The organism is Streptomyces sp. NPDC090445 (assembly GCF_044769385.1).
Lineage (GTDB): Bacteria > Actinomycetota > Actinomycetes > Streptomycetales > Streptomycetaceae > Streptomyces.
In genome coordinates this window covers 342,188-363,646 of record NZ_JBIVXV010000004.1, presented here as the reverse complement: position 1 = coordinate 363,646, position 21,459 = coordinate 342,188, and the positions used below count along the sequence as shown (strand labels likewise).

The window sequence follows — 21,459 nt, the reverse complement described above, 5'->3', positions numbered from 1 at the left end:
TGCGACGAGCGGCGGTTACTCCACGGCTGTCAGCATCTCAGGGTCGGCCGCGCTCATCCGCAGCCCTGAACTCAAGCTTCCGTAGGCAGGCGCGCGGAGGCCCTCCCGAGGGGCGGTGTAGATGCGACCGGGGAGCGAAAGGTCTGCCCCTGGCCGCTCAAACCGTGGGGAGTGCGCGGTGCGTATGGATGCCGAGGCCGCGGGGTTCATAGGCTTGCGGGATGCATGCGCATCGCAGTTTCCACAACCCGCCCGCGCTGCCCCACGACGTGGTGGCCGAGACGCTGGAGCGGGCTTTGCGCGACCGCTCGTGGGAGGGCGAGGCCGCGAACGTCCTGGTCGGGAGTGCACTGAACGACGACGACCGGGAGTTCGTCGAGCACTGGTGCATGGAGGTCGGGACGCGGGCCGTGCCGGGCAGCCCGCTGCTCGGGCTGGCGGGCCTGTGCCTGGGGCACACCGCCCGGCGCTTCGGTCGTCTCAGCCCCCAGGCCCTCGCGCTGGTGGAGTCGCTGGCGGCGCGCGCCGAGGCGGATCCTTCGGAGGTCGATGGCCGGGCGCTGGACGGTTACGACGACGTCCGGTACTTCCTGCGCCTGTGGTGAGGACGGATCAGCCCACCCGGGAGATCAAGTCCGGCGAGAGGCGCCCACACCTCTCCCGAACTCTCTTTCCTGCTGGTATGGTTGGCGCTCCTGATCCGCACCCGTCCATGTCGGCACCTGCCGAGGGCGGCGCAAGATCTCCGCTGTCGCGTTGGAGGATCTTGCCATGCCCGGAATCACGCCGTCGACGAACACGTCCGGCAGCCGACTGCACCTGCTGACCGTCGTCAGCCCCCGGAAGGGCGCGGGCTGCAGCCCCACGGGAATCGTCGGACGCCACCTGGCCCGGCAGCTGTCGGCCGCAGGCGACCGTGTGCGCGTCCTCGCGGAATCCGACCAGCTCCACGACTGGCCCGCCGGCACCGAGGTCGTCGAGGGCTCCATCAGCCGGCCCCCGCTGGAATACGCCGAGGCGTTCGACGGCGTGGAGTCGGTCTTCCTCGCCGGCGCGGTTCCGGAGACGGTCGGGGAGGTGCTGGACACCGCCCGGACCGCCGGGGTGCGGCGGATCGTGGTGCTGTCGTCGCACGGGCCGGAGTACGAGGTGGCGTACCCGCCGGAGACGTGGTTCTGGCTGGCCGTCGAACAGGCCGTCGAGCGTTCGGGCATGGACTGGACGCACATCCGCCCGTCGGCGGTGATGGGCGCGGTCTTCGAGGGCACCTACCCGGCGACGGGCGCGGACTGGGCCGACACGATCAAGGCCGAAGGCGTCGTACGGGAGGCGTTCGCGGACGGCGGCCACTACCCCTTCATCCACGAGGACGACCTGGCGGCCGTCGCCGCGGCAGCACTGCGCACCGGCGATCACGCCGGCAGGATCCTCGAAGCGGTCGGACTGCCCATCTCCACCCGCGCGCGCGTGGCGAGCATCGCGAGGGCCGTCGGCCGCGACATCACCGCCGTCGAGACGACGCCCGGCGAGAGCCGCGAGACGTGGCGGGGGCGCGGCTGGCCCGACGACGGCATCGACGTCACGCTGTACGCGCTCCAGGAGTACCGCGACCAGCTCGCCGAACTCACGCAGTGGACCCTCGACCAGCGGCCGAGCGTCCACGAGATCATCGGCCGCCGCCCCCGCTCCTTCGACGCCTGGGCACGGGAACACGCCCACCGCTTCCGCTGAGAACGGCAGGCGCCGAGCGGGCCGTGTCGGCATGAGCCGAGGACTCCGGCGCAACACGCGGCACTCGGGCGTCTGATTCACACCTTCCGATTGTCATGCATTCGTAACAGCATGTCGGACTCGAGCGGCCAGAGTGACGCAAGTTCACAAAAACGCCCATACCTACGGCTGTTCGCACCTGCGGGGGAGTGGAATGAAGTTCGACACGGGGGGCACAGGTGCCGGCCAACCTGACGTCCGATGTCCGCAACTCGTACGGGACCTGGGGACGCTGATCCGATAGTTGATCAACGACGTGCGGTCACCGGAAGGCGAGTTCAACAGCCGAGGCGGGTTGCGTTCGAGTCGGTGTGGACGACCTCGCCAAGGAGCGCGACGCGGAACTCGTCATCGCCGCACACGACGGACGGATCAAGGCCGCCGCCGGGACTCCAGGGCGGACGGTGCGGTGCACCAATACCACGCCGCGGAGCAGTGCCGGAGCAATGCCCCGGACGAGGCTCAGAACAGCATCCGGCTGCGGCGCTCGGCGCCGGCGAAGAACAACGGAAGGGCCCGGCACGCGCAGGCCCGGGTCGGCGTCGCAGGCTGACCCGGCCCGGCCGCCGATGCAGAACAGCCGGGTGTACGAGGGACGGGACGCGTATGACGTCGTGGGATATCAAGCCGCAAGGTGTGCAGGGGCAGTTGAGGACGGTCGGCGGGAACGCAGGCGACCTGGAGAAGGCCTTGAGCACACTCATGACCGCCATGTCGGAAGCGGCAGAGGCGGCGGGGACGGCCGTTCCCGGCTCGGCTTCGGGGATGGGGCCGCGGGGTCCCGTGGCGCCGGGGGCGGCACCGGCCGCCGGTCAGGCGTTCGTGTCGACAAAGGCCCTGGGCCCTGTGGCGGCCGCTCTGGGTGAGTACCTGACGAAACGAAAGCCCGAGTTCCAGTCGGTGTCCGACCGGATCGAGGCCTGCGTGCTCGGTGCGGTGAAGGCGACGAACGAGTACATCGAAGGCGACCTGGAGTCGGCCAAGCAGGCTCAGGACGCCGCCAGGGCCGTGAACCTGCAGGCCCTGCGCGAGCAGCCGGGAGGCAGGCAGTGAGCGACTCGTCAAAGGCGTTTCTGACGGGCCGACTCACGGCGGCTTCAAGAGCCTTCGATTCGACATCGGCACCTTCAAAGAGGAAGATTTCTTCTTTGAGAATATTGACAGGAGTAGTCCTTGACGGTGATTGTGGAGCGGCACCCGATTCCGACGATCGACGAGCAGACCGTAGAGCGTCTGGCGGAGGAGTTCGAGAAGAGTGTCCGAAACTTGGACGCCTCGCCCGCGATCATCGGCATGGCTTTGAACGAGGCGCTCCTGCAAGTACAGGTGAATCAGGCGCTGAATCCAACCGGCAACCGCTTCGCCACATGGGACGCGACGGTCTCCGCCATGCAGATCGGCGCGACGGCATTCGATGCCGCCTCGCACACCGAGGGCTCGATCAACGGACGCATCGCGCATGAAATGCGGACCGTCACGGCCACTGGGCCACAGTTCTTCGCAAACGCCGGTACCTGGCTTACGACGCTGTGGTTCGCCATCATCTGCCGAGACCAGGCCCGCATGGACCGGATGTGCGAAATCCCCCTGGAACTCCTACAGGCATCCGGCGTCGAAGCCGAGGAATACGTCTACCACTGGGTGGACGCCTTGCAGACGTATTGGCGGGAGCAGCCCGGTTTGCTGGAGAAGCTGACTCTCGCCATCCAGCAGTCTCACCCGGACACCGCCACGGGAGTGCCGCGCGATCTGCTGCAGTGCGTGCTGTACCCGCCGATCCATCTCTTTTACCAGTTCCTGCGGAGGAACGCGGACGGGTTCCACCAGGCGCTCGTTGAGGCCTTGGAGCTCCACAAGGCGTACTGGAGCAAGCCGGAGCAGGCGAACGATCTCGCGGGCTTCCTGGCCCTCGGTCCGCTCGCCATCGCCTGCCTCGCGCATGACGCGGGCCTCTCCATCGAAGTTGAGTCCGAGTACCTGCCCAGTGCCCTCTTGAACCGTTCCTGGCTGGGCGAGTTCGATACGTGACGACGCGAGAGCCGACCTGCTGACGGCGCGGAGCGGGCGGGTTACGGCTCGACCGAGCGGGCGTAGTCGATGAGGGCGGGGAGGGCGGAGCCGCCGCCCGCGGCGTTGGGGCCGCCCTCCCTGCCCCAGTTCTCGGCACTCTGGCCGGCGACGACCCGCGGCCAGGGGTCGCCGTCCCACCAGCCGAAGAACGGGCCGCCGGACTGGCCGGCCACCGCGTCGTTGCGGTGCACGATCCGGAACGAGGTGCGGCCGGACGCGCTCTCGCCCACCGTCCCGTCCATCACCCCGCGCGGGTGGTAGACGGGGCGAGCCCCGGAGCCGATGTCGAAGGGGTAGCCGACGTGCCCCCAGACCGGCTTGCCGTCCCAGTCAGTGGAGTACGCCCGCGAGCCCATCCAGCCGACGGTGTCGCCCAGGCGCCGGCTGAGCACGCAGACGACGTAGTCGAAGGCGGCCTCGGTGGAGTCGATCCCGTCGGCGCCGTGGGCGCGAAGCCAGGAGTAGACGCGGGTCGAGTGGGTGGTGCCGAACGGGGTGCTCGTGTCGAACTGGGCGGGCGTGAAGGTCATCCAGTCCGCACCGCCACTCGCCAGCCACGGCACCGCATGGCTCGCGGTCAGCATGTGCCGGGGCCCGACCATCACCCCCGACGCCCAGCCGGCCGGGGTCTGGACGCGGCCGCACGTACGCCACGGGAACGAGGTGTCGGAGAACTCGAAGCGGTCGTCCGGCCGGAACACGCCCGTGCCCTCGCCCCGGTCGTCGTCCCCCGCGCGGCCGGGTGGCCGCCGCCACAACGGCGGGCGGACCTGCTCCGGCGGCACCGGGCGCGGGACGGCGCGGACCGCGACACCGTCGGGCAGGTAGCCGTCGAGCTCGTGAGAGATCTCCCGGTCCAGGGCCGAGAGGTGGAGGGGGGTCACGTGGACGGCGGCCACGGGACGCGGCGGGAACGAATGCCCGGGGTCCTCACGGGACTGCGCTGCCGGCGGCCGGGCGGTGATGCGGGTCTCCCAGTCGGCGGACGGGATCGGTTCGGTCATGGCGGCCTGCCTCCTCGGCGTGGTGCGGGGCGGGGCGGGGCGGTGCGGGCCTCGACGGGGCCGGGCCGCCGAGCCTCCTCCCGTCCGGCGCCGCGACCGGCCGAGGAACGCCGGGCGGCGCCGAACGCCACACGTCCGGATCAGGGCGATCAGCACAAACGGCGGTCGGCCTCCTCGATCGGGACGTCGTTGATGCTGGCCTCGCGGCGGCGCATCAGCCCGTTGTCATCAAACTCCCACTGCTCGTTGCCGTGGCTGCGCCACCACTGGCCGGCAGCGTCGTGCCACTCGTACTCGAAGCGGACGGAGATGCGGTTGCCGGTGTACGCCCACAGCTCCTTGCGGAGGCGGTAGTCGAGCTCGCGCTCCCACTTCTCGGCGAGGAAGGCGCGGATCTCGGCGCGGCCGGTGAGGAAGCGGTCGCGATTGCGCCAGACGGAGTCCTCGGTGTACGCGAGCGCCACCCGATCGGGGTCCCGGGTGTTCCAGGCGTCCTCGGCGGCCTGCACCTTGGCGCGGGCGGACTCCTCGGTGAAGGGCGGCAGGGGCGGACGTACGGCGGGTGAGGTCATGACAGGCACACCTTTCGGCAGCGAGCGGAGAGCGCAGGACGGAGAGTGGGAGAACGATCGTTCTCCCCTCACGCACCGACCCTAGAGAACGACCGTTCTCCACGCAAGCGGGTTCTGGGCTACGCTGCCGCCATGGACGACGAAGAGGCCCGCACCCGGCTGCTCGACGCGGCGGAGACACTGTTCTACGCCGAGGGCATCCAGGCCGTCGGCATGGACCGCATCCGCGCGGAGTCGGGCGTACCGCTCAAGCGGCTCTACAAGGTCTTCCCGGCCAAGGAGACGCTGGTCGCGGGCTACCTGGAGCGGCGCGACCGGCGGTGGATCGGCAGCCTGCGGGACGCGGTGTCGGCCGCCCCCTCCGACCCGGTGCGGGCCGTCTTCGACTGGCTGGCGGCGTGGTTCTCGGAGCCGGGATTCCGCGGGTGCGCGTTCATGAACGCGTACGGGGAACTCGGCGCGGCCGGCCCGGCCGGGGTCCTCGACACCGTACGCCGGCACAAGGCGGAGCTGCGGGCGCTGCTGGCGGAGGCTGCCGGGCCGGGGCGGGAGGAACTGGCCGACCAGCTCCTGATCCTGGTCGAGGGCGCCACGGCCGTGGCCGCCCTCACCCCCGGCCCGGAACCGGCCCACCGCGCAGGCGCGGCAGCGGCAGCCCTGATGCGGGCGGCGGGGACGGCCTGGGCGGGGGCGGGCGGCTAGCTAGTTTCCGGCGCCGCGCGGGAAGGTGATCTCGACCCGGCGGTTCTTCTTCCGGCCTTCCTCCGTGCTGTTGTCGGCGATCGGGTAGTCCTCGCTGTAGCCGCGGACGTCGTACACCACGCCGGAGACGTTGACGGTCTTGGCGAGCTCCGCCTGCACGGCGTCGGCACGCTGCTTCGACAGCTCCTTGCCGTGCTCGTAACTGCCCTGGTCGTCGGTGAAACCGAAGACGCGGATGCGGGTCGCCTTCTGGGTGTTGATCTCCTGCGCGATGGCCTGGATGCGGGCGGCGGCCTGGGCGTTGAAGACGGCGCTGTTCTCCGGGAAGAGGACCTCGGACTGCAGCGCCATCATGACCGTCTGATTGGTCTCCTGGCGGCGCTGCTCGCCGCCGAGATCCTCGACGACCTCGGCGATGTCGAGCACCTTGATCGGCGCGAGGGTCCCGCCCTGGGGGATCTTCAGGCCGGGGGCCTTGGAGTCGATGGGGACGGGGGCGGCGGCGGAGGGCTCCGTGCCGGGGGGTACGGACGGCTTGACGCCATCGGCGCTCGCCACGCCGACCCCGACGGCTTGGACCCCGGCCATGACCAGACCGATGACGGCTACTGACGCGGCGGTGCGGTGGCGTTTTGTCATGGGGTCACCCAGAGATTTTGATGGTGGCCGTGGCGAAGGTGGGGAGGTTGAAGTCGACCTCGGAAGTGCTCGCGGGGGGTGCGGGGAACTGAGCAAAGAACGGAACCGTGGCGCCGCGCTCGATGAGAGCGATGCCCGTCGTACACAGGCACCTCCCGTCAGTGTCACGCAATACGTAGTAGCGCTTCTTACCCGCCTTGTCGGTCACGTTTGCGCCTGCGATCGATGTGCCACTTTGCGTAAGTTCGTTGCCCCTCCAGGCAGGAGTCTTCGCATAATCGCCGCCGCCGCCGTTCTTGAACTGGCCGCTAATGGTTAGGAAGCCGCCCACTTCGCGAGTTGCAGAGTTGATGGTCATCAACATTCCGTCCTCACCATTCACCGTGGCAAGAACCTGCGTCGGCGCCTGACTCGCAGTGCCACCAGACGCAGGCGGCTGGGGAGCATTGTCCTGCGACTTGCCCGCTGCAGGCTTCTGCGGCTCCTGCGCCTTGTTGTCGCCTCCGCCCCCACACCCGGTCACCGCCAAGGCAAGGACTGCCGTAGCAGCCACGGTCGCTCCCAGACGGAGTTTTACCGTGTGCTGAATGCTCATGTATGCCGCTTCCTTGTCTCTCATTCGCTATCAGTCGACCAGCCGTACGGTGAACAGCGCCCTCGCCAATTGACGCAGCGGGCCTGGCTTCGACGGGTCCAACTTCAGGGGCTTCCCGCTGCACAGGAAGGTGACACCCCCAGTTCCAGGAGAGGACGTCGGGCTCGGCGTCGGACTTGGAGAGGTGGTGGCAGTCGGCGCGGGAGTAGGGGCAGAGCGCAGGGAACAGCGAGGCTCGATCAAAGCCCTAGCCGATGCCTCGCCATGCATATCCGCACTCGCGGGAATCACTGAGCGACCGACGACACCCTTGGTTCTCACCGAGACGGCGAACTCCGGCACAGTTGCTCGACACTCAGCCGTGGCGTCGTTCAACGCAGCGAACTCAGCCGCCTTAGCGCAGGCGCCCTGCGACTTGAGGAGATCCCCGTTGGCGATCTTCTCCCAGTCTGCAGGCTCAAGGGCGAGAAGGTCCAGACCCAGGAAGGCGTTGTCTCGGGCCTCACGAGCGGCCGCCAAGGCCGCCGCATCAGCAGCGCCCTGCGCATTACTACGGGTTGCGCTGGCCATGCCCACGACGAAGAAAGCCAGGGCAGCGAAGAGCAGGCCTGCCACCACCACGACATAGATGGGGAAGGCCTGCCCTCCATCGCCAAGGCCTTTCTTCCGAATCACTTGCCGGCCGTGATGGCACCGATCTGAGACGTGATCTTCGCCGTGATCGTCTGACCGATGCCCGTGCCGACGATGGCGCCGATGATGACCACGACCACCAGGATGATCCCGAGGTACTCGAACGCCGTCTGGCCGCGGTCGCGGCCGGTCTGCTCGTACCGCTTCCGCAGCCGCGCCAGCGTGCTCTGCTTCATGAGGGGTCCCTCCCGGTCCGGTGGCGCTGTTGGTTTGCGGACCGTACGGCGCGTTACGGGTCGTCACCAAGGGTCCCGGGGCCCAATTACGGACCCACTGCGCACTCCGTCTACCCATGTCCCGTCACCCCCGGGCGGGCGGTTCCCAGCCAGCGGGCTATCGCCTCGCTGCGGCTGGCGCTCTGGAGCTTGGCGAAGATGCGGTTGATGTGGTTCTTCACCGTCTTCTCGCTGATGAAGCAGGTGGCCGCGATCTGCTGGTTGCTCATCCCGGAAGCGATCAGATCCATGATCTCCACCTCCCTCGAACTCAAGCCGAAGAGAACCGAGTTGTGCAGGCGCTCTGGAGACTGTGCCACAGTTCGTTGCGGTTGCGAAGAGGCGCGGAGTTCGGCGAGGAGGGCGCTGGCCGCCGTCGTCGTGAAATGGGCGCGGCCCTCGCGGACGTCGTGGACTGCTCTGACCAGGTCGTCCGGCGTGAACTCGCCGTGGACCAGGTAGCCGCCTGCGCCCAGGAGGAGTGCTTCTCGGACAATCTCCGTTTCCTGGTTGTACGTCAGCATCAGTACGGGCGCCAGGCGGACCAGGTGGGGGAGCGCCGAGATGCCGTCGACGCCCGGCATGCGCACGTCCAGCAGGATCACGTCCGGGGCGTGGCGGCGGGTCAGGCTCAGGGCTTCGCGGCCGTCGGCGGCCTGGGCGACGACGTCGAGGCCGTCCGCGGTGCCGAGGAGGGCGGCCAGGCCGGCCCGGACCACGGGGTTGTCGTCGGCGATGAGGATGCGCAGCGGTGCCGCCATCACGGGCTCCCTTCGGGGGTGAGGGCCGCGAGCGGGAGGTCCACGCGGATCCGGGTGCCGGGCCGGGCCGGGGATGCGGGTGTGCCGGCGGGCCCGAGGTGCAGGCGGGCTCCGATGGCGGCGGCGTGTTCCGCCATGCCGAGCAGGCCGTAGTGGCCGGCGCCGCGCAGGGCGGCGAGGTCGGGCCCGTCGGCGGGGAGGCCGCGGCCGTCGTCCTCGACGGTGAGGGTGAGGTGTGCGGTGTCGGTGTCGGTGTCGGCGGCGGTTGCGGTGAGGGTGATGCGGATGCGGGTGGCGGCGGCGTGGCGGCGGGCGTTGTCGAGGGCTTCCGCGGCCACGGCGAGGAGGTGGCGGGCCACCGGGGCCGGGAGCGGCGACAGGGTCCCGGATGTGGTGACCTCGGCCCCGATGGCTCCGGCCTGCCCCGGCTGGGTCTCCGCAAGGCGGTGGAGTTCGGGCGGGAGGTGGACGCCGGGGGTGTCGGGGGTGTCGGGGGTGTCGGGCTGTGTGCGGAGGTCGGCGAGGAGGGTGCGGGATTCCGCGGCGGCCTGCCGGGCGGCGTCGGAGAGCAGGCCGGCCTGGCGGCGTACGGCGTCGGGGTCGTCGGTGCGGGCGAGGGCGTCGGCGGCGAGGGCGAGGCCGTGCAGGGTCTTCGCGACGGAGTCGTGCATGTCGCGGGCCAGTCGTTCCCGTTCGGCGCGTACGGCCTCGGCCACGGCGAGGCGGGCCCGGGTGTCGGTCAGGGCCCGGCTCGCCGCGCCGAAGCGGAACAGGAGGTCGCGCAGCGAGGAGCCTGCCGCCCCGGCGACGAGGCACAGCACGGGCAGGGTGAGCCCGCCGGCGAGGGCGGCGACGGCGACGGCCTGCAGGGCGGCGTAGACGGCCGAGCCGCGCCAGCCGTAGACGAGCCCGGCCAGCAGCGGGGTGCACAGCGAGACGAAGCCGAGGGGGGATTCCGGGGTGGCGGTGACCAGCAGCAGGCCGCTGAGCGCCATGTCGCAGGCGAGCAGCCAGCGGTGGCGCAGCAGCAGGGGGCCGAGGCGCTCCCAGTCGCGGAAGAGGGCGTACGAGAGCATGAAGGTGAGCAGGATCGCGCCCGCGACGAGGTACGTCGGGGCGCCGGGGGCGGTACGCCCGAGGGCCACGGGGGCTCCGAGGGCGATGGCGAGCATGCGGAAGGCGAAGACGCGGCGGCAGAGGGCCTGCAGGGCGTTCGCCTGGAGGGCCACCTCATGCCGAGCCCCCGCCGGAGCCCCCGCCTCCGCCCCTGCGACCGCCCCCGCCCCCCGGGCCCGCCTCTCCCCCGCGCGACGGGGCCACGGCAGTGGCAGGGGCAGAGGCAGGCGCAGGGGCGTCGTGGTGTCCGGCAGCAGTGACATCGGCGTTCACCCGCCCCCGAGCAGCGCGCCGAAGTCGACGTCGGCCCCGTACACGAACCCGCACACCAGCAGGATCAGTGTCCCGGGCAGCATGAACATGGTCACCGCGAAGGTGGCCTTGGGGACGGCGCGGGCGGCGCGGCGGCGGGCGTTCTGCGCGTCGGTACGGCGCATGTCCTCGGCGATGGCGATCAGCGTGTCGACGATCGGGGAGCCGAGTTCCTCGCCCTGCTGGAGGGCGGTGACGAACTGGGCGACCTGCTCGGAGTCGTTGCGCCGGCGCAGCTCGTCGAAGGCCTGGCGGCGGCTGACGCCCATGTCCATCTGCTGGAGGGTGATGCGGATCTCGTCCGACCAGGGGCCCTCGTACTTGGCCGCGACGCGTTCCAGGGCCTGCCGGAAGCCGAGTCCGGCGCTGACGACCACGGCGAGGACGTCCAGGAAGTCGGGCAGGGTCCGTTCGATGTGGTCGCGGCGGATCCGGATCGCGGACCACAGGCCGACCTCGATCCAGAACAGGCCGAACGCGACCATGAGGAGGGCCGGTACGAGCTGGCCGTTGATCAGCATCGCGAAGGCGCCGAGCGCGCCGAGGAGGCCGTACACGGCGCGGCGGGCGGCGTAGCGGTCGATGGTGAGGCCGGCCGGGTTGCCGGCCATGTCGATCTGGCGGCGTTTGCGCGCCACCCGCTCGGGGCCCATCAGCCGCAGCACGAGCGGGGCCCAGCGGATGCCGAGCCGGTCGACGGCGGAGCCGACGGCCGTGGTGCGGGTGGCGCCGACCTCCAGGGCGAGGGCCAGGTCGGAGGGGAGTTTGGTCTCGGCGCGGTAGAGGCGGATGCCGTGGAAGACGCCGAGGACGGACAGGCCGAGGACCAGGGCGAGGGCCAGGGCCAGGACCGGCGGGATCGCGATCGTGTTCATGTCGTCGTCCGCCCCTCTCACACGTCGATCTTCGACAGGCGGCGGATCAGCACGAACCCGAGCGTGAACAGCCCGATCGCGACGAGCACCGCGCTCTGGCCGAGGAACGCGCCGGTCATCCGGTCCAGGGCGCCCGGCATCATCAGGTTCACCAGCAGCAGCGAGCCGAGGCCGATCGCCGGCACCAGGTAGGCGGTCACCGTCACCTGGGACAGCTGGGTGCGGATCTCGCGCCGGGTCTCCTTGCGCTGCTCCAGGGTGACCGTGAGGTTGCGCAGGGAGCCGACGAGTGCGCCGCCCGCCCGCGCGGACAGGACGAGGGTGGAGACGAGGACGACCAGTTCGCGGGAGGGGAGCCGGTCGGCGATCTCGCCGAGGGACTCCTCGATGGAGTGGCCGACGGCGAGCCGGTCGGCGACCCGGGACAGCTCCTCGCCCGCCGGGGCCTCCAGCTCCTCCGCCGCGATGGCGATGGCCGTACGCAGGGCCAGCCCGGCCTGGGTGGCGTTGGCGAGGATGCGGGCGAGCTCGGGGAGCTGGTTGATGAACCGCTCGGTGCGGCGCGCCCGCTGCCAGTTGAGGAACGCGTCCGCCGCCCACAGGCCGATCAGGCCGGCGACGGGGCCGAAGAACGGGGCGAGGAAGCTGGCCGCGACCAGCCAGATGCCGGCGACCGACATCAGCACGTAGACGAAGAACTCGCCCGGGGTGAGGTCGAGGCCGGTCACGGCCAGCTTCACCTCGATCCGCTTGCCGAGCGCGGTCCTGCGCAGCCGCCGGTCGACGGCGGTGAAGCGGCGTCTGCGGCCGGGTGGTTCGGGCGCGCCGTCGGCGGCGAGGCGTTCGATGAGGGCGGCGCGCTGCGCCCGGCCGGCCGTGTACACGTGGACGCCCGCGATGACGAGGACGCAGGCCAGCAGGGTGGCGCCGAGGGTGAGGAGGACGAGTGGGTTCACGGTCACAGGGCGGTCCGGGTGATGCGGGTGGCGAGCTGGTCGTCCGACGTGGCGACCCCGAACGCCTGCGGGATCGGCTGGTTGTTCATGTAGAGGCGCTCGGCGATGCGGCGCGGCAGCGGGTGGTACTCGAACCAGCCGTTGACGCGGCCGTCGGCGCCCATCGGCTGGGCCGCGAAGCGGCAGACGGTGGTGATGCGGAAGGGTTCGCGGCCGTGGGAGTCGAGGATGGCGATCTCGGTGACGCGGCGGGAGCCGTCGCCGAACCGGGTCAGCTGGACGACCACGTTCACCGCGCTGTTGATCTGGTCCTGGAGGGCCTCGAAGGGGACCTCCACCTCTGACATCGAGGCGAGGGTCTGCAGGCGCATGAGGGCGTCCTCGGCGCTGTTGGCGTGGACGGTGGCGAGGGAGCCGTCGTGGCCGGTGGACATGGCCTGGAGCATGTCGAGGGTCTCGCCGCCGCGGACCTCGCCGACGATGATGCGGTCGGGGCGCATGCGGAGGGAGTTGCGTACGAGGTCGCGGATGGTGATCTGGCCCTTGCCCTCCACGTTCGCCGGGCGGGATTCGAGGCGGATGACGTGCGCCTGCTGGAGCTGGAGCTCCGCCGAGTCCTCGATGGTGATGACCCGCTCACCCTCCGGGATGAGGCCGGAGAGGGCGTTGAGGAGGGTGGTCTTGCCGGTGCCGGTGGCCCCGGACACGATCACGTTCATCTTGGATTGGACCAGGCCGGACAGGAGCAGGAGCATCTGCTCGTCGAGCGAGCCGAGCGCGATCATCTCGTGGAGGGTGAAGGCGCGCGGGAAGCGGCGGATCGTGAGGGTGGCGCCGGTCAGGGAGAGCGGCGGGATGATGACGTTGACGCGCTCACCGCTGGGCAGGCGGGCGTCCACCATCGGATTGGCCTCGTCGACGCGGCGGTTGACGGTGGAGACGATCCGCTCGATGGTCTGCATGAGCTGCTCGTGCGAGGCGAAGCGGAGGGGGAGCTGCTCGACCCGGCCGGCGCGCTCCACGAAGATCTGGTCCGGGCCGTTGACCATGATCTCGGAAATGGAGGGGTCTTCGAGGAGGGGTTCGAGCACGCCGAGGCCGAGGGCCTCGTCGACGACGCGGCGGATGAGCTGGGCCCGCTCGGCGGTGGAGAGGACGGGGCCCTCGCGGCTGATGATGTGCCCGAGTACGCGCTCCAGCCGGGTCCGCCGCTCGGCGGGGCTGAGCGCGGACATCTCGGCGAGGTCGATCTCCTCCAGCAGCTTGGCGCGGTAGGAGGAGACGAGGAGGCCGTCCTCGCGGGGGCCGTGCCGGTCGTCCGGCGTCGCGACCCGGGAGCGCAGGCTCATGGTCGGGGTCCCTTCAGGTCGCGGTCGGGGTCGTCGTTGGGCATGACGGCCGTTGCCCTGGCCGGTTCGAGGTCCAGGCCCGGCACGATGGACCTCACCGTGATGGAAACGGTGGCCGTGACGGCGTCGCCGCCGCTCGGGCCCACGTCGATGCTCGCGTCGAGGCCGGAGCGGATCGCGGCGTGACCGGCCGCCTCGCCGGCCCCGGGCTTGCGGGCCTCGACGCGGGCCGCGGTCCGCGCCGCGGTGTCGGCCTGCTCGTGCACGTACGCGACCCAGCCGAGCTGGATCCCGCAGAGCGCGACGAACAGCAGGACCGGGATGAACCCGATGTACTCCAGCGCCACCTGCCCGCGATCGCCGCGCGGCCTGCGCAGGCGGCCCGCAGCCTGCCGGCGGGCGCCGTGCCGCCGGGGGCCGTTGCCGCGGCCTCCGCCCGGGCAGCCGGGCGCGGGGGCGTGGCCTTCGGCCCGGTGCGCGGGGGCCGGGCCCGCGCCGACGGCCGGGGCGGGCCGGCGCTCACGGCCGGGCCCGAAGTGGGGGTGGCCCGTCATGTCAGTCCTCCTCCCTCTCCATGGCGGCACCGGCCTCGCCGGTGATGCGGCCGAAGCTCAGCGACGGGTGGAGCACCGGGATTTCGAGCGTGACGGTGGCCTTGTACAGCGGGCCCGCCTCAGAACAGGTCGAGGTCATGTTCCAGGCGCCGCCGATGTGCTCGGCGGCGGCCGCCGCACACGCCCCGCCGCCCTTGACCGCGCCCGCGCGGGCCGCTTCGTCCGCGGCGTTGCCCGCCAGGGAGAAGGCGTAGCCGATCAGGACGCACTCCCAGACCGCGGCGACGAGGAGCAGGATCAGCGGGACCATGCCGACGAACTCGACCGCCACCTGCCCGCGGTCGGCGCCGGAGCGGCGGCCGCGGGGGGCGCTGAGGGCGCTGGGGCCGCGGGGGGCCCGGGGGCCGCTGGGGGCCGCCCCGGCCGGCGGGAGCGGGGCGGTGCGGCTCGGCGGGGGCCCGGTGGCGGGTCTGGGGGTGGGCATGTCAGTGCTCCCGGCTGCGGCGGAGCCAGGGGGTGATGGAGCCGCGGTCGCCCGCGCCGCGGCGCAGGCGGGCGACGGGGCCGGGGGTGCGGACCACGAGGGCCGCGCCGGGGGCGGCCGCCCCGGTGCCTGCGGCGGCCGGCGCTCCGGCGGCGGCCGGGGGCCCCGGGGTGGCGGGGGCGGTGAGGAGGCCGAGTTCGGCGGCGACCGTCCACAGGGCCTGTTTGACCGTGGAGCGGTTGTCGAGGTCCTGGACGCGGCCCGCGTCGACCACCGCCTGGAGCTCCTTGAAGGCCGCCGGCACCGGCGTCCGCACCACCCGCGTCTTGGTGATCTTCTCGATCAGGGCCGGCTGGATCTCGGTGTGCTTGCTCCAGCGGTTGACGACCATCGCCGTGTCCTCGGCCTTGCGGACCTGGAGCCGCTCCCACATCCGGACCATCCGCTTGGCGGCCCGTACGGAGACCACGTCCGGGGTGGTGACCAGGACCGCCGTGTCGGCGCCTTCCACCGCGGCGGCGTTGGCTCCGGTCACGTTGGTGCCGCAGTCGATGACGACGAGCTCGTACCGGCTGCGCAGGGCGGCGACGACCTGCCGGGCGGCCCGGTCGTCGACCTCCTCGCCGCGTTCGCCGTCGGCCGGGGCGAGGAGGAGGGCGAGGCCGGTGCGGTCGTCGTAGACGGCGTCCTGCAGCACCCGCGGGGAGATGTCCTGGATGCCGGCGAGGTCGGCGATGGAGCGCCGGAACTGCACGTCGAGGTAGGAGCCGACGTCCCCGGCCTGGAGGTCCATGTCGACGAGCGCGGTGCGCCGCCCGGCCGCGGCGGCGGCGAGCGCGAACTGCACCGCGGTGAAGGTGGTGCCGACCCCGCCCTTGGCCCCGGCGACGGTGACGACCCGCCCGCCGGGCCCGGTCGGCGCGTCGGCGGGCCGGCCGAGGTGGCGGCGTACGCCGGCGGCCCACTGGGCGGCGGCCTGGACGCGGGCGGCGAGTTCCTCGTACGAGGGCGGCAGCCCGATCAGGCCGCGGGCGCCGGAGTCCATGGCGGCGGAGAAGAGCGCCGGGCCGGTGTCCGAGGAGAGGAGGACGACCCCCACCGCGGGGAAGCGGAGGGCGACCTCGCGGATGAGGTCGAGTGCGGGGACGGGGCCGATCCGCTCGTGGACGAGGACGACCTCGGGCAGTTCGTCGACGGATTCGGCGGCCAGCCGGGCCAGGGTGTCGAGGAGGGCGGCGGAGTCGGGGACGGGGGCGGCCGGTTCGGCGGCCGGGAGCCGGCCGAGGAGGGTGGAGATGGCGCGGGCGGCGTCCGGGTCGCCGGCCGCGGGGAGGATTCGGGTGGTCATCCGGGCCTCACTTGTCCCCGTCGAGGGTGTACGAGCGGTCGGCCGCGCTGGGCGCGGAGTCGGTGCCGGGGGCCACCAGGGCCAGGCGTACGTGCTCCGCGAAGGACTCGGCGTACGCGACGCGCTGGGTGTCCTTGGTGTTCAGGGCGAAGGTGATCGGGACGGCTTCGGCGGGGCCCTTGCGGTCGCTGTCCTTGTCGAGGGCGGTGAGCTTGCCAACGTTGATGACGCGCGCGTTGGCGACGATGATCACCGAGCGGGAGGGGTCGGACTCCTTGGCTCCCTTGAAGGTGGCGATGATGTTGACCTTCGCCCCCGAGTGGATCTTCCCGGCGACGCCCGTCGCCGCGTCGATCATGATGGCGATCTCCTGCTCGCCGGGCTGGAGCTGCGGCTTGTCGACGTACATGTCCGCCTGGAGCAGCGAGCCCTTCTTCAGGGTGGTCAGGGCGATCTTGTCCTTGAGTCCGCCGAGGTCGGTGACGGCGGTCTCGGACAGCCACCGCCGGGGGATGCTGATCTCCTCGAACTGCCCGGCCGACAGCGGGCTGTAGGGGGCGATATCGGCCTTGGCCCGGTACGCGACGACCTCGGCCCCGACCTTGGAGTTGACGTCGCCGATCACCACGAGGACCCCGCCGAACGCCGCGAGGGCGCACAGGACCGACAGGAGCAGCAGGATGACGCCGCGGCGCTGGCGTGAGTTCATGTGCCGTACTACCTCGCCGTTCTTCGTTCGTTCGGGGTGGTCGGGTCAGCGTCCGGACCGGGGGCGGGAGCCACCCGCGGCCTCGGTCGGCGGCGGCGGTGCGGCGGGCTGCGGGGGGTTCAGCGGGGCGGAGCAGAAGCCGCACCGGTCGCCGATGAGTTCGAGGCCGCACCAGCGGCACTCGTCGCGGCGGACGGAGGCGACCAGTTGGTAGAGGACGGACAGGTCGGGGATGCCGGCGGCGAACTCGACGAGCTTCGGCGTGGCCCACCAGGCGGCGGAGTCGGCGGGCAGGGGGTTCTCCATCACGCCCTGGACCTGCCAGGCGGGGGCGAGTTCGGCCGTGACCCAGTCGGAGGCGAGCTGGCCGCGGGCGAAGGTGAGCTGGGTGGCGTACGCGGGCCCCGGGGGCAGGACGCCCCCGCCCTGAGCCCCGCCGGTCCCCGATACGCCGCCCCGCGCCCCGCGCGCCCGCCGCCCGCGCCCCGCACGCCCCGCACGCCCCTCCGCGCCGGCCGCCCCGGACCCCGAACCACCGGCCCCCGAAACCGCCCCCGAACCCGACCCCGATCCCCCCGACGCCCCCAGCCGGGCCAGGTGCGGTGTCGGGTGGGCCAGGACGGCGAACTGGGCCCCGGGCGACCAGGACCGGGCGTGCGCCTTGAGCCCGACCGGGATCCGGTCGAGGCGGGCGACGGAGCCGAGCAAGGCCCCGGCGTGGATGTAGTGGGACAGCAGGCGGGCGGCCGCGGCGATGACGCCGGGGCTGAAGTCGCAGACGCTGAGCTGCCGCAGCTGACGTACCAGCAGGGCGGTGCCGAGCGGCGGCAGATCGACGTCGAGGAGGGCGATCCGGTCGGTCTCCAGGATGGCCCGTACGGTGTGCAGCCGCCGGACGGTGGCGGGCGGCAGCCAGGTCGGCACGACGGCCAGGACGTGGCTGTGGTGCTCCAGCAGGGTGCCCATCTCGGCGAGGGCGCCTTCGAGGTCGAGCTGTCCCGGCGGGCGCAGGACGGCGGCCGTCGGGGTGTGCCGGTCAGGGGCCGGCAGCACCAGATCGGCGCTGGTGACGGCAATGGCGATCGGCACGCGAACCCCCCTGTTCACCCCGTACACGGCAGCAGTTCGCTCGGCCCCGCGTACGCGCACACCCTGCGCGACCGCAAATAGCCGACGCGCTTCCCCCTCGCCGCAGAACCATATCCGCGTCACCGCTGGCAGGGCAGGGCCTTGGAAATTCCCGTGCCGTGAGTGCATGGCACAGGTGGCGGGAAACCCGGACAACCGGGATCGGACGGCCGATCAGTTCAAGCCACTTTGCAAAGACCCTTGACACCTGGATTGGTCTGGACCAACTTGAGTGCCGGGTCCCCCACTTGGCTCCACGGCCCGCTCCCCCATCCCCTCCCCCGCCGTCCGCGCCACCCCTTCCCCCTCCCCGTTCACCTCCCTTCCTCCCCCCACGGAGACCACGTGAACCGCATACGCTCCCTCGCCCTCCCGGTCGCCGCGGCCCTCACCGCAGGCGGCCTGACGGCCCTCACGGCCGGCCCGGCGCAGGCCGCCGACGTCAACGTCGTCCGCAACGGAGGCTTCGAGTCCGGTCTCGCGCACTGGAGCTGCAGCTCCGGCAGCGGGGCCGTCACCTCCTCGCCGGTCCATTCCGGAACGGCCGCCCTGCGGGCCACCCCGTCGGGCCAGGACCACGCGAAGTGCAGCCAGACCGTCACGGTCAAGCCGAACTCGACGTACACGATCGGTGCGCAGGTCCAGGGCTCGTACGTGTACCTCGGCGCGACCGGGACCGGCACCCAGGACGTGTCCACCTGGACGCCCGGCTCGGGCGGCGGCTGGCAGAAGCTGTCGACGACCTTCACCACCGGCCCGGCCACCACCCGGGTCACCGTCTGGACGCACGGCTGGTACGGCCAGCCGGCCTACACCGTGGACGAGTTCGGCGTCTTCGGCCCGGACGGCGGCGGCCCCACCGATCCCGGCCCGTCGCTGCCCGGCGCCCCGGCGGGGGCCGCCGTTTCCGGCCAGGGCCAGGACGCGCTGACCCTTGCGTGGGACGCGGTCGGCGGGGCCGGCGGCTACCACGTCTACCGGGACGGCGTCCGCGTCCGGACGGTCACGGCTCCCCCGGCCCGGATCACCGGGCTCGCGCCGTCCACCTCGTACTCCTTCCAGGTGAGCGCGTACAACGCGGCGGGCGAGGGCCCGAGGTCGGCGCCGGTGACCGGCACCACGACCGGGGGCGGCGGCCCGAACCCCGACCCGGCCGTGCCCAGGCACGCCCTGACCGGCTACTGGCAGAACTTCGACAACGGCGCGACGGTGCAGCGGATCTCCGACGTCTCCGCCGAGTACGACATCATCGCCGTCTCCTTCGCCGACGCCACCGCCACGCCCGGCGCGATCACGTTCAACCTCGACTCGGCCGGGCTCGGCGGCTACACCACGGACCGGTTCAAGGCGGACATCGCGGCGAAGAAGGCGGCCGGGAAGTCCGTCATCCTCTCCATCGGCGGCGAGAAGGGCACCATCACCGTGGGCGACGCCGCCTCCGCGACCAACCTGGCGAACTCGGCGTACGCGCTCATGCAGGAGTACGGCTTCAACGGGATCGACATCGACCTGGAGAACGGCATCGACCCGACCTACATGACGCAGGCGCTGCGCGCCCTGTCCGCCAAGGCCGGCCCCTCGCTCGTCCTGACGATGGCCCCGCAGACCATCGACATGCAGTCCACATCGGGCGCCTACTTCCGGACCGCGCTGAACGTCAAGGACATCCTCACCGTCGTCAACATGCAGTACTACAACAGCGGCTCGATGAACGGCTGCGACGGCAAGGTGTACTCCCAGGGCTCGGTGGACTTCCTCACCGCGCTGGCCTGCATCCAGCTGGAGGGCGGCCTCGACCCCTCGCAGGTGGGCATCGGCGTGCCGGCCTCGCCGAGCGGGGCGGGCAGCGGGTACGTCCCGCCGAGCGTGGTCAACAACGCGCTCGACTGCCTGGCGCGGGGCGTGAACTGCGGGTCCTTCAAGCCGTCGAAGACCTACCCGGGGCTGCGCGGCGCGATGGCCTGGTCGACCAACTGGGACGCCAAGGCGGGTGGTGCTTGGTCCGCTGCGGTGGGTCCGAAGGTCCACGGCCTGCCGTAGGCGGTACCTGTGGGGGTGGCGTGCACGGGATCCGGCGCGGGATCTGGCCGAATCCAGGCCCTTGACCGGGACATGCCACAAGAGCACGCTGTGCGCGTCCGCACGGCTACCCCCACCTCCCCACCCAGGAGAACGCATGCGGCTCCACACCCGACGCAGGGCCGCCGTCACGGCGGCCCTGCTCGCTCTCGCGCTCGGCGCACCCGCCTACGGCATGAGCGCCACGGCGGCCCCGCCACCCGCGCCGTCCACCGCCACCCAGGACGAGGCCATCGCCCAGTACGAGATCCAGGGCCCGGCCACCCCGCAGGAGCGCACCGCACTGCTCCGCACGGGCGTCTCCATCGACGAGGTCGACGCCCGCTCCGTCGTCGTCAGCGCCGACCCCCTGCAGGCCAGGGCCCTGCGCGCGCTCGGCTACACCCTCACCCCGCTGCCCGGCCCGCCGGACCGGACCGAGCGGGGCGCGAAGGCGAGCCCGATGGACTTCCCGTCCGCGGACTCCCGCTACCACAACCACGCCGAGATGAGCGCCGAGATCGACCAGCGCATCGCCCAGTACCCCTCGATCATGAGCAAGCGGGTGATCGGGAAGTCGTACCAGGGCCGCGACATCGTCGCCATCAAGATCAGCGACAACGTGGCGACGGACGAGAACGAGCCCGAGGTCCTCTTCACCCACCACCAGCACGCCCGCGAGCACCTCACCGTCGAGATGGCGCTGTACCTGCTCAAGGAGTTCGGCGCCGGCTACGGCACCGACGCCCGCGTCACCGGCATGGTCAACTCCCGGGAGATCTGGATCGTCCCCGACCTCAACCCGGACGGCGGCGAGTACGACATCGCCACCGGCTCCTACCGCTCCTGGCGCAAGAACCGGCAGCCGAACGCCGGCTCCTCCTACGTCGGCACGGACGAGAACCGCAACTGGAACTACAAGTGGGGCTGCTGCGGCGGCTCCAGCGGCAGCAAGGGCTCCGAGACCTACCGCGGCGCGGCCGCCGAGTCCTCGCCCGAGGTCAAGGCCGTCTCGAACTTCGTGCGCAGCCGCATCGTCGGCGGCAAGCAGCAGATCAAGGCCGCCATCGACTTCCACACCTACAGCGAACTGGTGCTGTGGCCGTACGGGTGGACGTACAACGACACCGCCCCCGGCCTGACCGCGGACGACCTCGCCGTGTTCAAGACCATCGGCACGCGCATGGCCGGCAGCAACGGCTACACCCCGGAGCAGTCCAGCGACCTGTACATCACGGACGGCACCATCGACGACTGGCTGTGGGGCGACCAGAAGATCTTCGGGTACACCTTCGAGATGTACCCGGAGTCGGGCGGCGGCGGCTTCTACCCGCCCGACGAGGTGATCGACCGCGAGACGGCGCGCAACAAGGACGCGGTGCTCCAGCTGCTGGAGAACGCGGACTGCATGTACCGCTCGATCGGCAAGGAGGCGCAGTACTGCGCCGCGTAGTACTGCACCGCGCAGTACTGCCGTAGTGCCGGCCCCGTACCGCCGGTGATTCCGGGGCGCCCCCGCAGGGCCGGGGGCGCCCCGTTCTGCCGCGGG

General features: G+C 71.7%; 23 protein-coding genes. 7 read left to right on the top strand and 16 right to left on the bottom strand.

Annotation, left to right across the window (positions count from 1 at the left end; genetic code table 11):
* Positions 1-221 precede the first annotated feature (221 nt).
* From ACIQUT_RS12560 to ACIQUT_RS12545, 4 genes are all read left to right on the top strand, one after another.
* A complete protein-coding gene (locus ACIQUT_RS12560; RefSeq protein ID WP_403562233.1) occupies positions 222-605 on the top strand; it encodes a hypothetical protein in 384 nt (127 codons plus the stop codon).
* A 166-nt stretch (positions 606-771) separates the two neighbouring features.
* Positions 772-1,731, top strand: a complete 960-nt coding sequence (locus tag ACIQUT_RS12555; protein ID WP_403562231.1) for an NAD(P)H-binding protein — start codon at positions 772-774, stop codon at positions 1,729-1,731.
* A 645-nt stretch (positions 1,732-2,376) separates the two neighbouring features.
* Positions 2,377-2,823: a DUF6507 family protein gene (locus ACIQUT_RS12550; protein WP_403562229.1), complete on the top strand. Its 447-nt coding sequence runs from the start codon at positions 2,377-2,379 to the stop codon at positions 2,821-2,823.
* 126 nt (positions 2,824-2,949) lie between these two features.
* Entirely contained in the window at positions 2,950-3,798 is an 849-nt protein-coding gene (locus tag ACIQUT_RS12545; RefSeq protein ID WP_403562510.1) for an immunity 49 family protein, read from the top strand.
* 41 nt (positions 3,799-3,839) lie between these two features.
* On the opposite strand, the gene ACIQUT_RS12540 is transcribed toward ACIQUT_RS12545, so the two are convergent.
* Both ACIQUT_RS12540 and ACIQUT_RS12535 read right to left on the bottom strand, forming a co-directional pair.
* The gene (locus tag ACIQUT_RS12540) at positions 3,840-4,844 is read right to left on the bottom strand and encodes a trypsin-like serine peptidase (protein WP_403562227.1); all 1,005 of its coding nucleotides are present in this window, start codon (positions 4,842-4,844) and stop codon (positions 3,840-3,842) included.
* Between the two features lie 149 nt (positions 4,845-4,993).
* Positions 4,994-5,416, bottom strand: a complete 423-nt coding sequence (locus ACIQUT_RS12535; RefSeq protein WP_403562226.1) for a nuclear transport factor 2 family protein — start codon at positions 5,414-5,416, stop codon at positions 4,994-4,996.
* 132 nt (positions 5,417-5,548) lie between these two features.
* Between ACIQUT_RS12535 and ACIQUT_RS12530 the strand changes: the two genes are divergently transcribed.
* Positions 5,549-6,118 (top strand): TetR/AcrR family transcriptional regulator, encoded by a 570-nt coding sequence (locus ACIQUT_RS12530; RefSeq protein WP_403562224.1) that lies wholly within the window; start codon positions 5,549-5,551, stop codon positions 6,116-6,118.
* On the opposite strand, the gene ACIQUT_RS12525 is transcribed toward ACIQUT_RS12530, so the two are convergent.
* From ACIQUT_RS12525 to ACIQUT_RS12460, 14 genes are all read right to left on the bottom strand, one after another.
* Positions 6,119-6,757 carry an OmpA family protein gene (locus ACIQUT_RS12525; RefSeq protein WP_403562222.1) on the bottom strand — a complete coding sequence of 213 codons (639 nt, stop codon included), beginning with the start codon at positions 6,755-6,757 and terminating at the stop codon, positions 6,119-6,121.
* A gap of 4 nt (positions 6,758-6,761) precedes the next feature.
* On the bottom strand, positions 6,762-7,352 hold the full coding sequence (locus ACIQUT_RS12520) for a hypothetical protein (protein WP_403562219.1): 591 nt from the start codon (positions 7,350-7,352) through the stop codon (positions 6,762-6,764).
* Between the two features lie 30 nt (positions 7,353-7,382).
* Positions 7,383-8,027 (bottom strand): pilus assembly protein TadG-related protein, encoded by a 645-nt coding sequence (locus ACIQUT_RS12515; RefSeq protein ID WP_403562217.1) that lies wholly within the window; start codon positions 8,025-8,027, stop codon positions 7,383-7,385.
* The gene (locus ACIQUT_RS12510) at positions 8,024-8,221 is read right to left on the bottom strand and encodes a hypothetical protein (protein WP_403562215.1); all 198 of its coding nucleotides are present in this window, start codon (positions 8,219-8,221) and stop codon (positions 8,024-8,026) included. The genes ACIQUT_RS12515 and ACIQUT_RS12510 overlap by 4 nt, the downstream gene beginning before the upstream one ends.
* A 110-nt stretch (positions 8,222-8,331) precedes the next feature.
* Entirely contained in the window at positions 8,332-9,021 is a 690-nt protein-coding gene (locus ACIQUT_RS12505; protein ID WP_403562213.1) for a response regulator, read from the bottom strand.
* Positions 9,021-10,250, bottom strand: coding sequence for a sensor histidine kinase (locus ACIQUT_RS12500; protein WP_403562211.1), 1,230 nt, complete (start codon positions 10,248-10,250; stop codon positions 9,021-9,023). The genes ACIQUT_RS12505 and ACIQUT_RS12500 overlap by 1 nt, the downstream gene beginning before the upstream one ends.
* Before the next feature lie 156 nt (positions 10,251-10,406).
* Positions 10,407-11,297, bottom strand: coding sequence for a DUF5936 domain-containing protein (locus tag ACIQUT_RS12495; protein ID WP_403562508.1), 891 nt, complete (start codon positions 11,295-11,297; stop codon positions 10,407-10,409).
* 44 nt (positions 11,298-11,341) lie between these two features.
* Complete coding sequence (locus ACIQUT_RS12490; RefSeq protein ID WP_403562209.1) at positions 11,342-12,280, bottom strand: type II secretion system F family protein; 939 nt, start codon at positions 12,278-12,280, stop codon at positions 11,342-11,344.
* A 2-nt stretch (positions 12,281-12,282) separates the two neighbouring features.
* Complete coding sequence (locus tag ACIQUT_RS12485) at positions 12,283-13,629, bottom strand: CpaF family protein (RefSeq protein ID WP_403562208.1); 1,347 nt, start codon at positions 13,627-13,629, stop codon at positions 12,283-12,285.
* The gene (locus ACIQUT_RS12480) at positions 13,626-14,183 is read right to left on the bottom strand and encodes a TadE/TadG family type IV pilus assembly protein (protein ID WP_403562206.1); all 558 of its coding nucleotides are present in this window, start codon (positions 14,181-14,183) and stop codon (positions 13,626-13,628) included. The genes ACIQUT_RS12485 and ACIQUT_RS12480 overlap by 4 nt, the downstream gene beginning before the upstream one ends.
* Before the next feature lies 1 nt (position 14,184).
* Positions 14,185-14,667: a TadE/TadG family type IV pilus assembly protein gene (locus tag ACIQUT_RS12475; RefSeq protein WP_403562204.1), complete on the bottom strand. Its 483-nt coding sequence runs from the start codon at positions 14,665-14,667 to the stop codon at positions 14,185-14,187.
* Position 14,668: 1 nt separating this feature from the next.
* Positions 14,669-16,015: a CpaE family protein gene (locus ACIQUT_RS12470; protein ID WP_403562202.1), complete on the bottom strand. Its 1,347-nt coding sequence runs from the start codon at positions 16,013-16,015 to the stop codon at positions 14,669-14,671.
* Between the two features lie 7 nt (positions 16,016-16,022).
* Positions 16,023-16,724 (bottom strand): Flp pilus assembly protein CpaB, encoded by a 702-nt coding sequence (gene cpaB, locus ACIQUT_RS12465; protein ID WP_403562200.1) that lies wholly within the window; start codon positions 16,722-16,724, stop codon positions 16,023-16,025.
* Between the two features lie 45 nt (positions 16,725-16,769).
* On the bottom strand, positions 16,770-17,813 hold the full coding sequence (locus ACIQUT_RS12460) for a hypothetical protein (protein WP_403562198.1): 1,044 nt from the start codon (positions 17,811-17,813) through the stop codon (positions 16,770-16,772).
* A gap of 384 nt (positions 17,814-18,197) precedes the next feature.
* On the opposite strand from ACIQUT_RS12460, the gene ACIQUT_RS12455 reads away from it, so the two are divergent.
* Both ACIQUT_RS12455 and ACIQUT_RS12450 read left to right on the top strand, forming a co-directional pair.
* Positions 18,198-19,892: a chitinase gene (locus ACIQUT_RS12455; RefSeq protein ID WP_403562196.1), complete on the top strand. Its 1,695-nt coding sequence runs from the start codon at positions 18,198-18,200 to the stop codon at positions 19,890-19,892.
* 136 nt (positions 19,893-20,028) lie between these two features.
* Positions 20,029-21,363 carry a M14 family metallopeptidase gene (locus ACIQUT_RS12450; RefSeq protein WP_403562194.1) on the top strand — a complete coding sequence of 445 codons (1,335 nt, stop codon included), beginning with the start codon at positions 20,029-20,031 and terminating at the stop codon, positions 21,361-21,363.
* Positions 21,364-21,459 lie beyond the last annotated feature (96 nt).

What these genes read in the sequence shown, in the direction of transcription:
- ACIQUT_RS12475 (WP_403562204.1), bottom strand. Translation starts at nt 14,667, where the DNA reads ATGCCCACCCCCAGACCCGCCACCGGGCCCCCGCCGAGCCGCACCGCC.
- ACIQUT_RS12505 (WP_403562213.1), bottom strand. Translation starts at nt 9,021, where the DNA reads ATGGCGGCACCGCTGCGCATCCTCATCGCCGACGACAACCCCGTGGTC.
- cpaB (WP_403562200.1), bottom strand. Translation starts at nt 16,724, where the DNA reads ATGAACTCACGCCAGCGCCGCGGCGTCATCCTGCTGCTCCTGTCGGTC.
- ACIQUT_RS12560 (WP_403562233.1), top strand. Translation starts at nt 222, where the DNA reads ATGCATGCGCATCGCAGTTTCCACAACCCGCCCGCGCTGCCCCACGAC.
- ACIQUT_RS12535 (WP_403562226.1), bottom strand. Translation starts at nt 5,416, where the DNA reads ATGACCTCACCCGCCGTACGTCCGCCCCTGCCGCCCTTCACCGAGGAG.
- ACIQUT_RS12530 (WP_403562224.1), top strand. Translation starts at nt 5,549, where the DNA reads ATGGACGACGAAGAGGCCCGCACCCGGCTGCTCGACGCGGCGGAGACA.
- ACIQUT_RS12520 (WP_403562219.1), bottom strand. Translation starts at nt 7,352, where the DNA reads ATGAGCATTCAGCACACGGTAAAACTCCGTCTGGGAGCGACCGTGGCT.
- ACIQUT_RS12550 (WP_403562229.1), top strand. Translation starts at nt 2,377, where the DNA reads ATGACGTCGTGGGATATCAAGCCGCAAGGTGTGCAGGGGCAGTTGAGG.
- ACIQUT_RS12470 (WP_403562202.1), bottom strand. Translation starts at nt 16,015, where the DNA reads ATGACCACCCGAATCCTCCCCGCGGCCGGCGACCCGGACGCCGCCCGC.
- ACIQUT_RS12450 (WP_403562194.1), top strand. Translation starts at nt 20,029, where the DNA reads ATGCGGCTCCACACCCGACGCAGGGCCGCCGTCACGGCGGCCCTGCTC.
- ACIQUT_RS12555 (WP_403562231.1), top strand. Translation starts at nt 772, where the DNA reads ATGCCCGGAATCACGCCGTCGACGAACACGTCCGGCAGCCGACTGCAC.
- ACIQUT_RS12510 (WP_403562215.1), bottom strand. Translation starts at nt 8,221, where the DNA reads ATGAAGCAGAGCACGCTGGCGCGGCTGCGGAAGCGGTACGAGCAGACC.
- ACIQUT_RS12480 (WP_403562206.1), bottom strand. Translation starts at nt 14,183, where the DNA reads ATGACGGGCCACCCCCACTTCGGGCCCGGCCGTGAGCGCCGGCCCGCC.
- ACIQUT_RS12540 (WP_403562227.1), bottom strand. Translation starts at nt 4,844, where the DNA reads ATGACCGAACCGATCCCGTCCGCCGACTGGGAGACCCGCATCACCGCC.
- ACIQUT_RS12485 (WP_403562208.1), bottom strand. Translation starts at nt 13,629, where the DNA reads ATGAGCCTGCGCTCCCGGGTCGCGACGCCGGACGACCGGCACGGCCCC.
- ACIQUT_RS12525 (WP_403562222.1), bottom strand. Translation starts at nt 6,757, where the DNA reads ATGACAAAACGCCACCGCACCGCCGCGTCAGTAGCCGTCATCGGTCTG.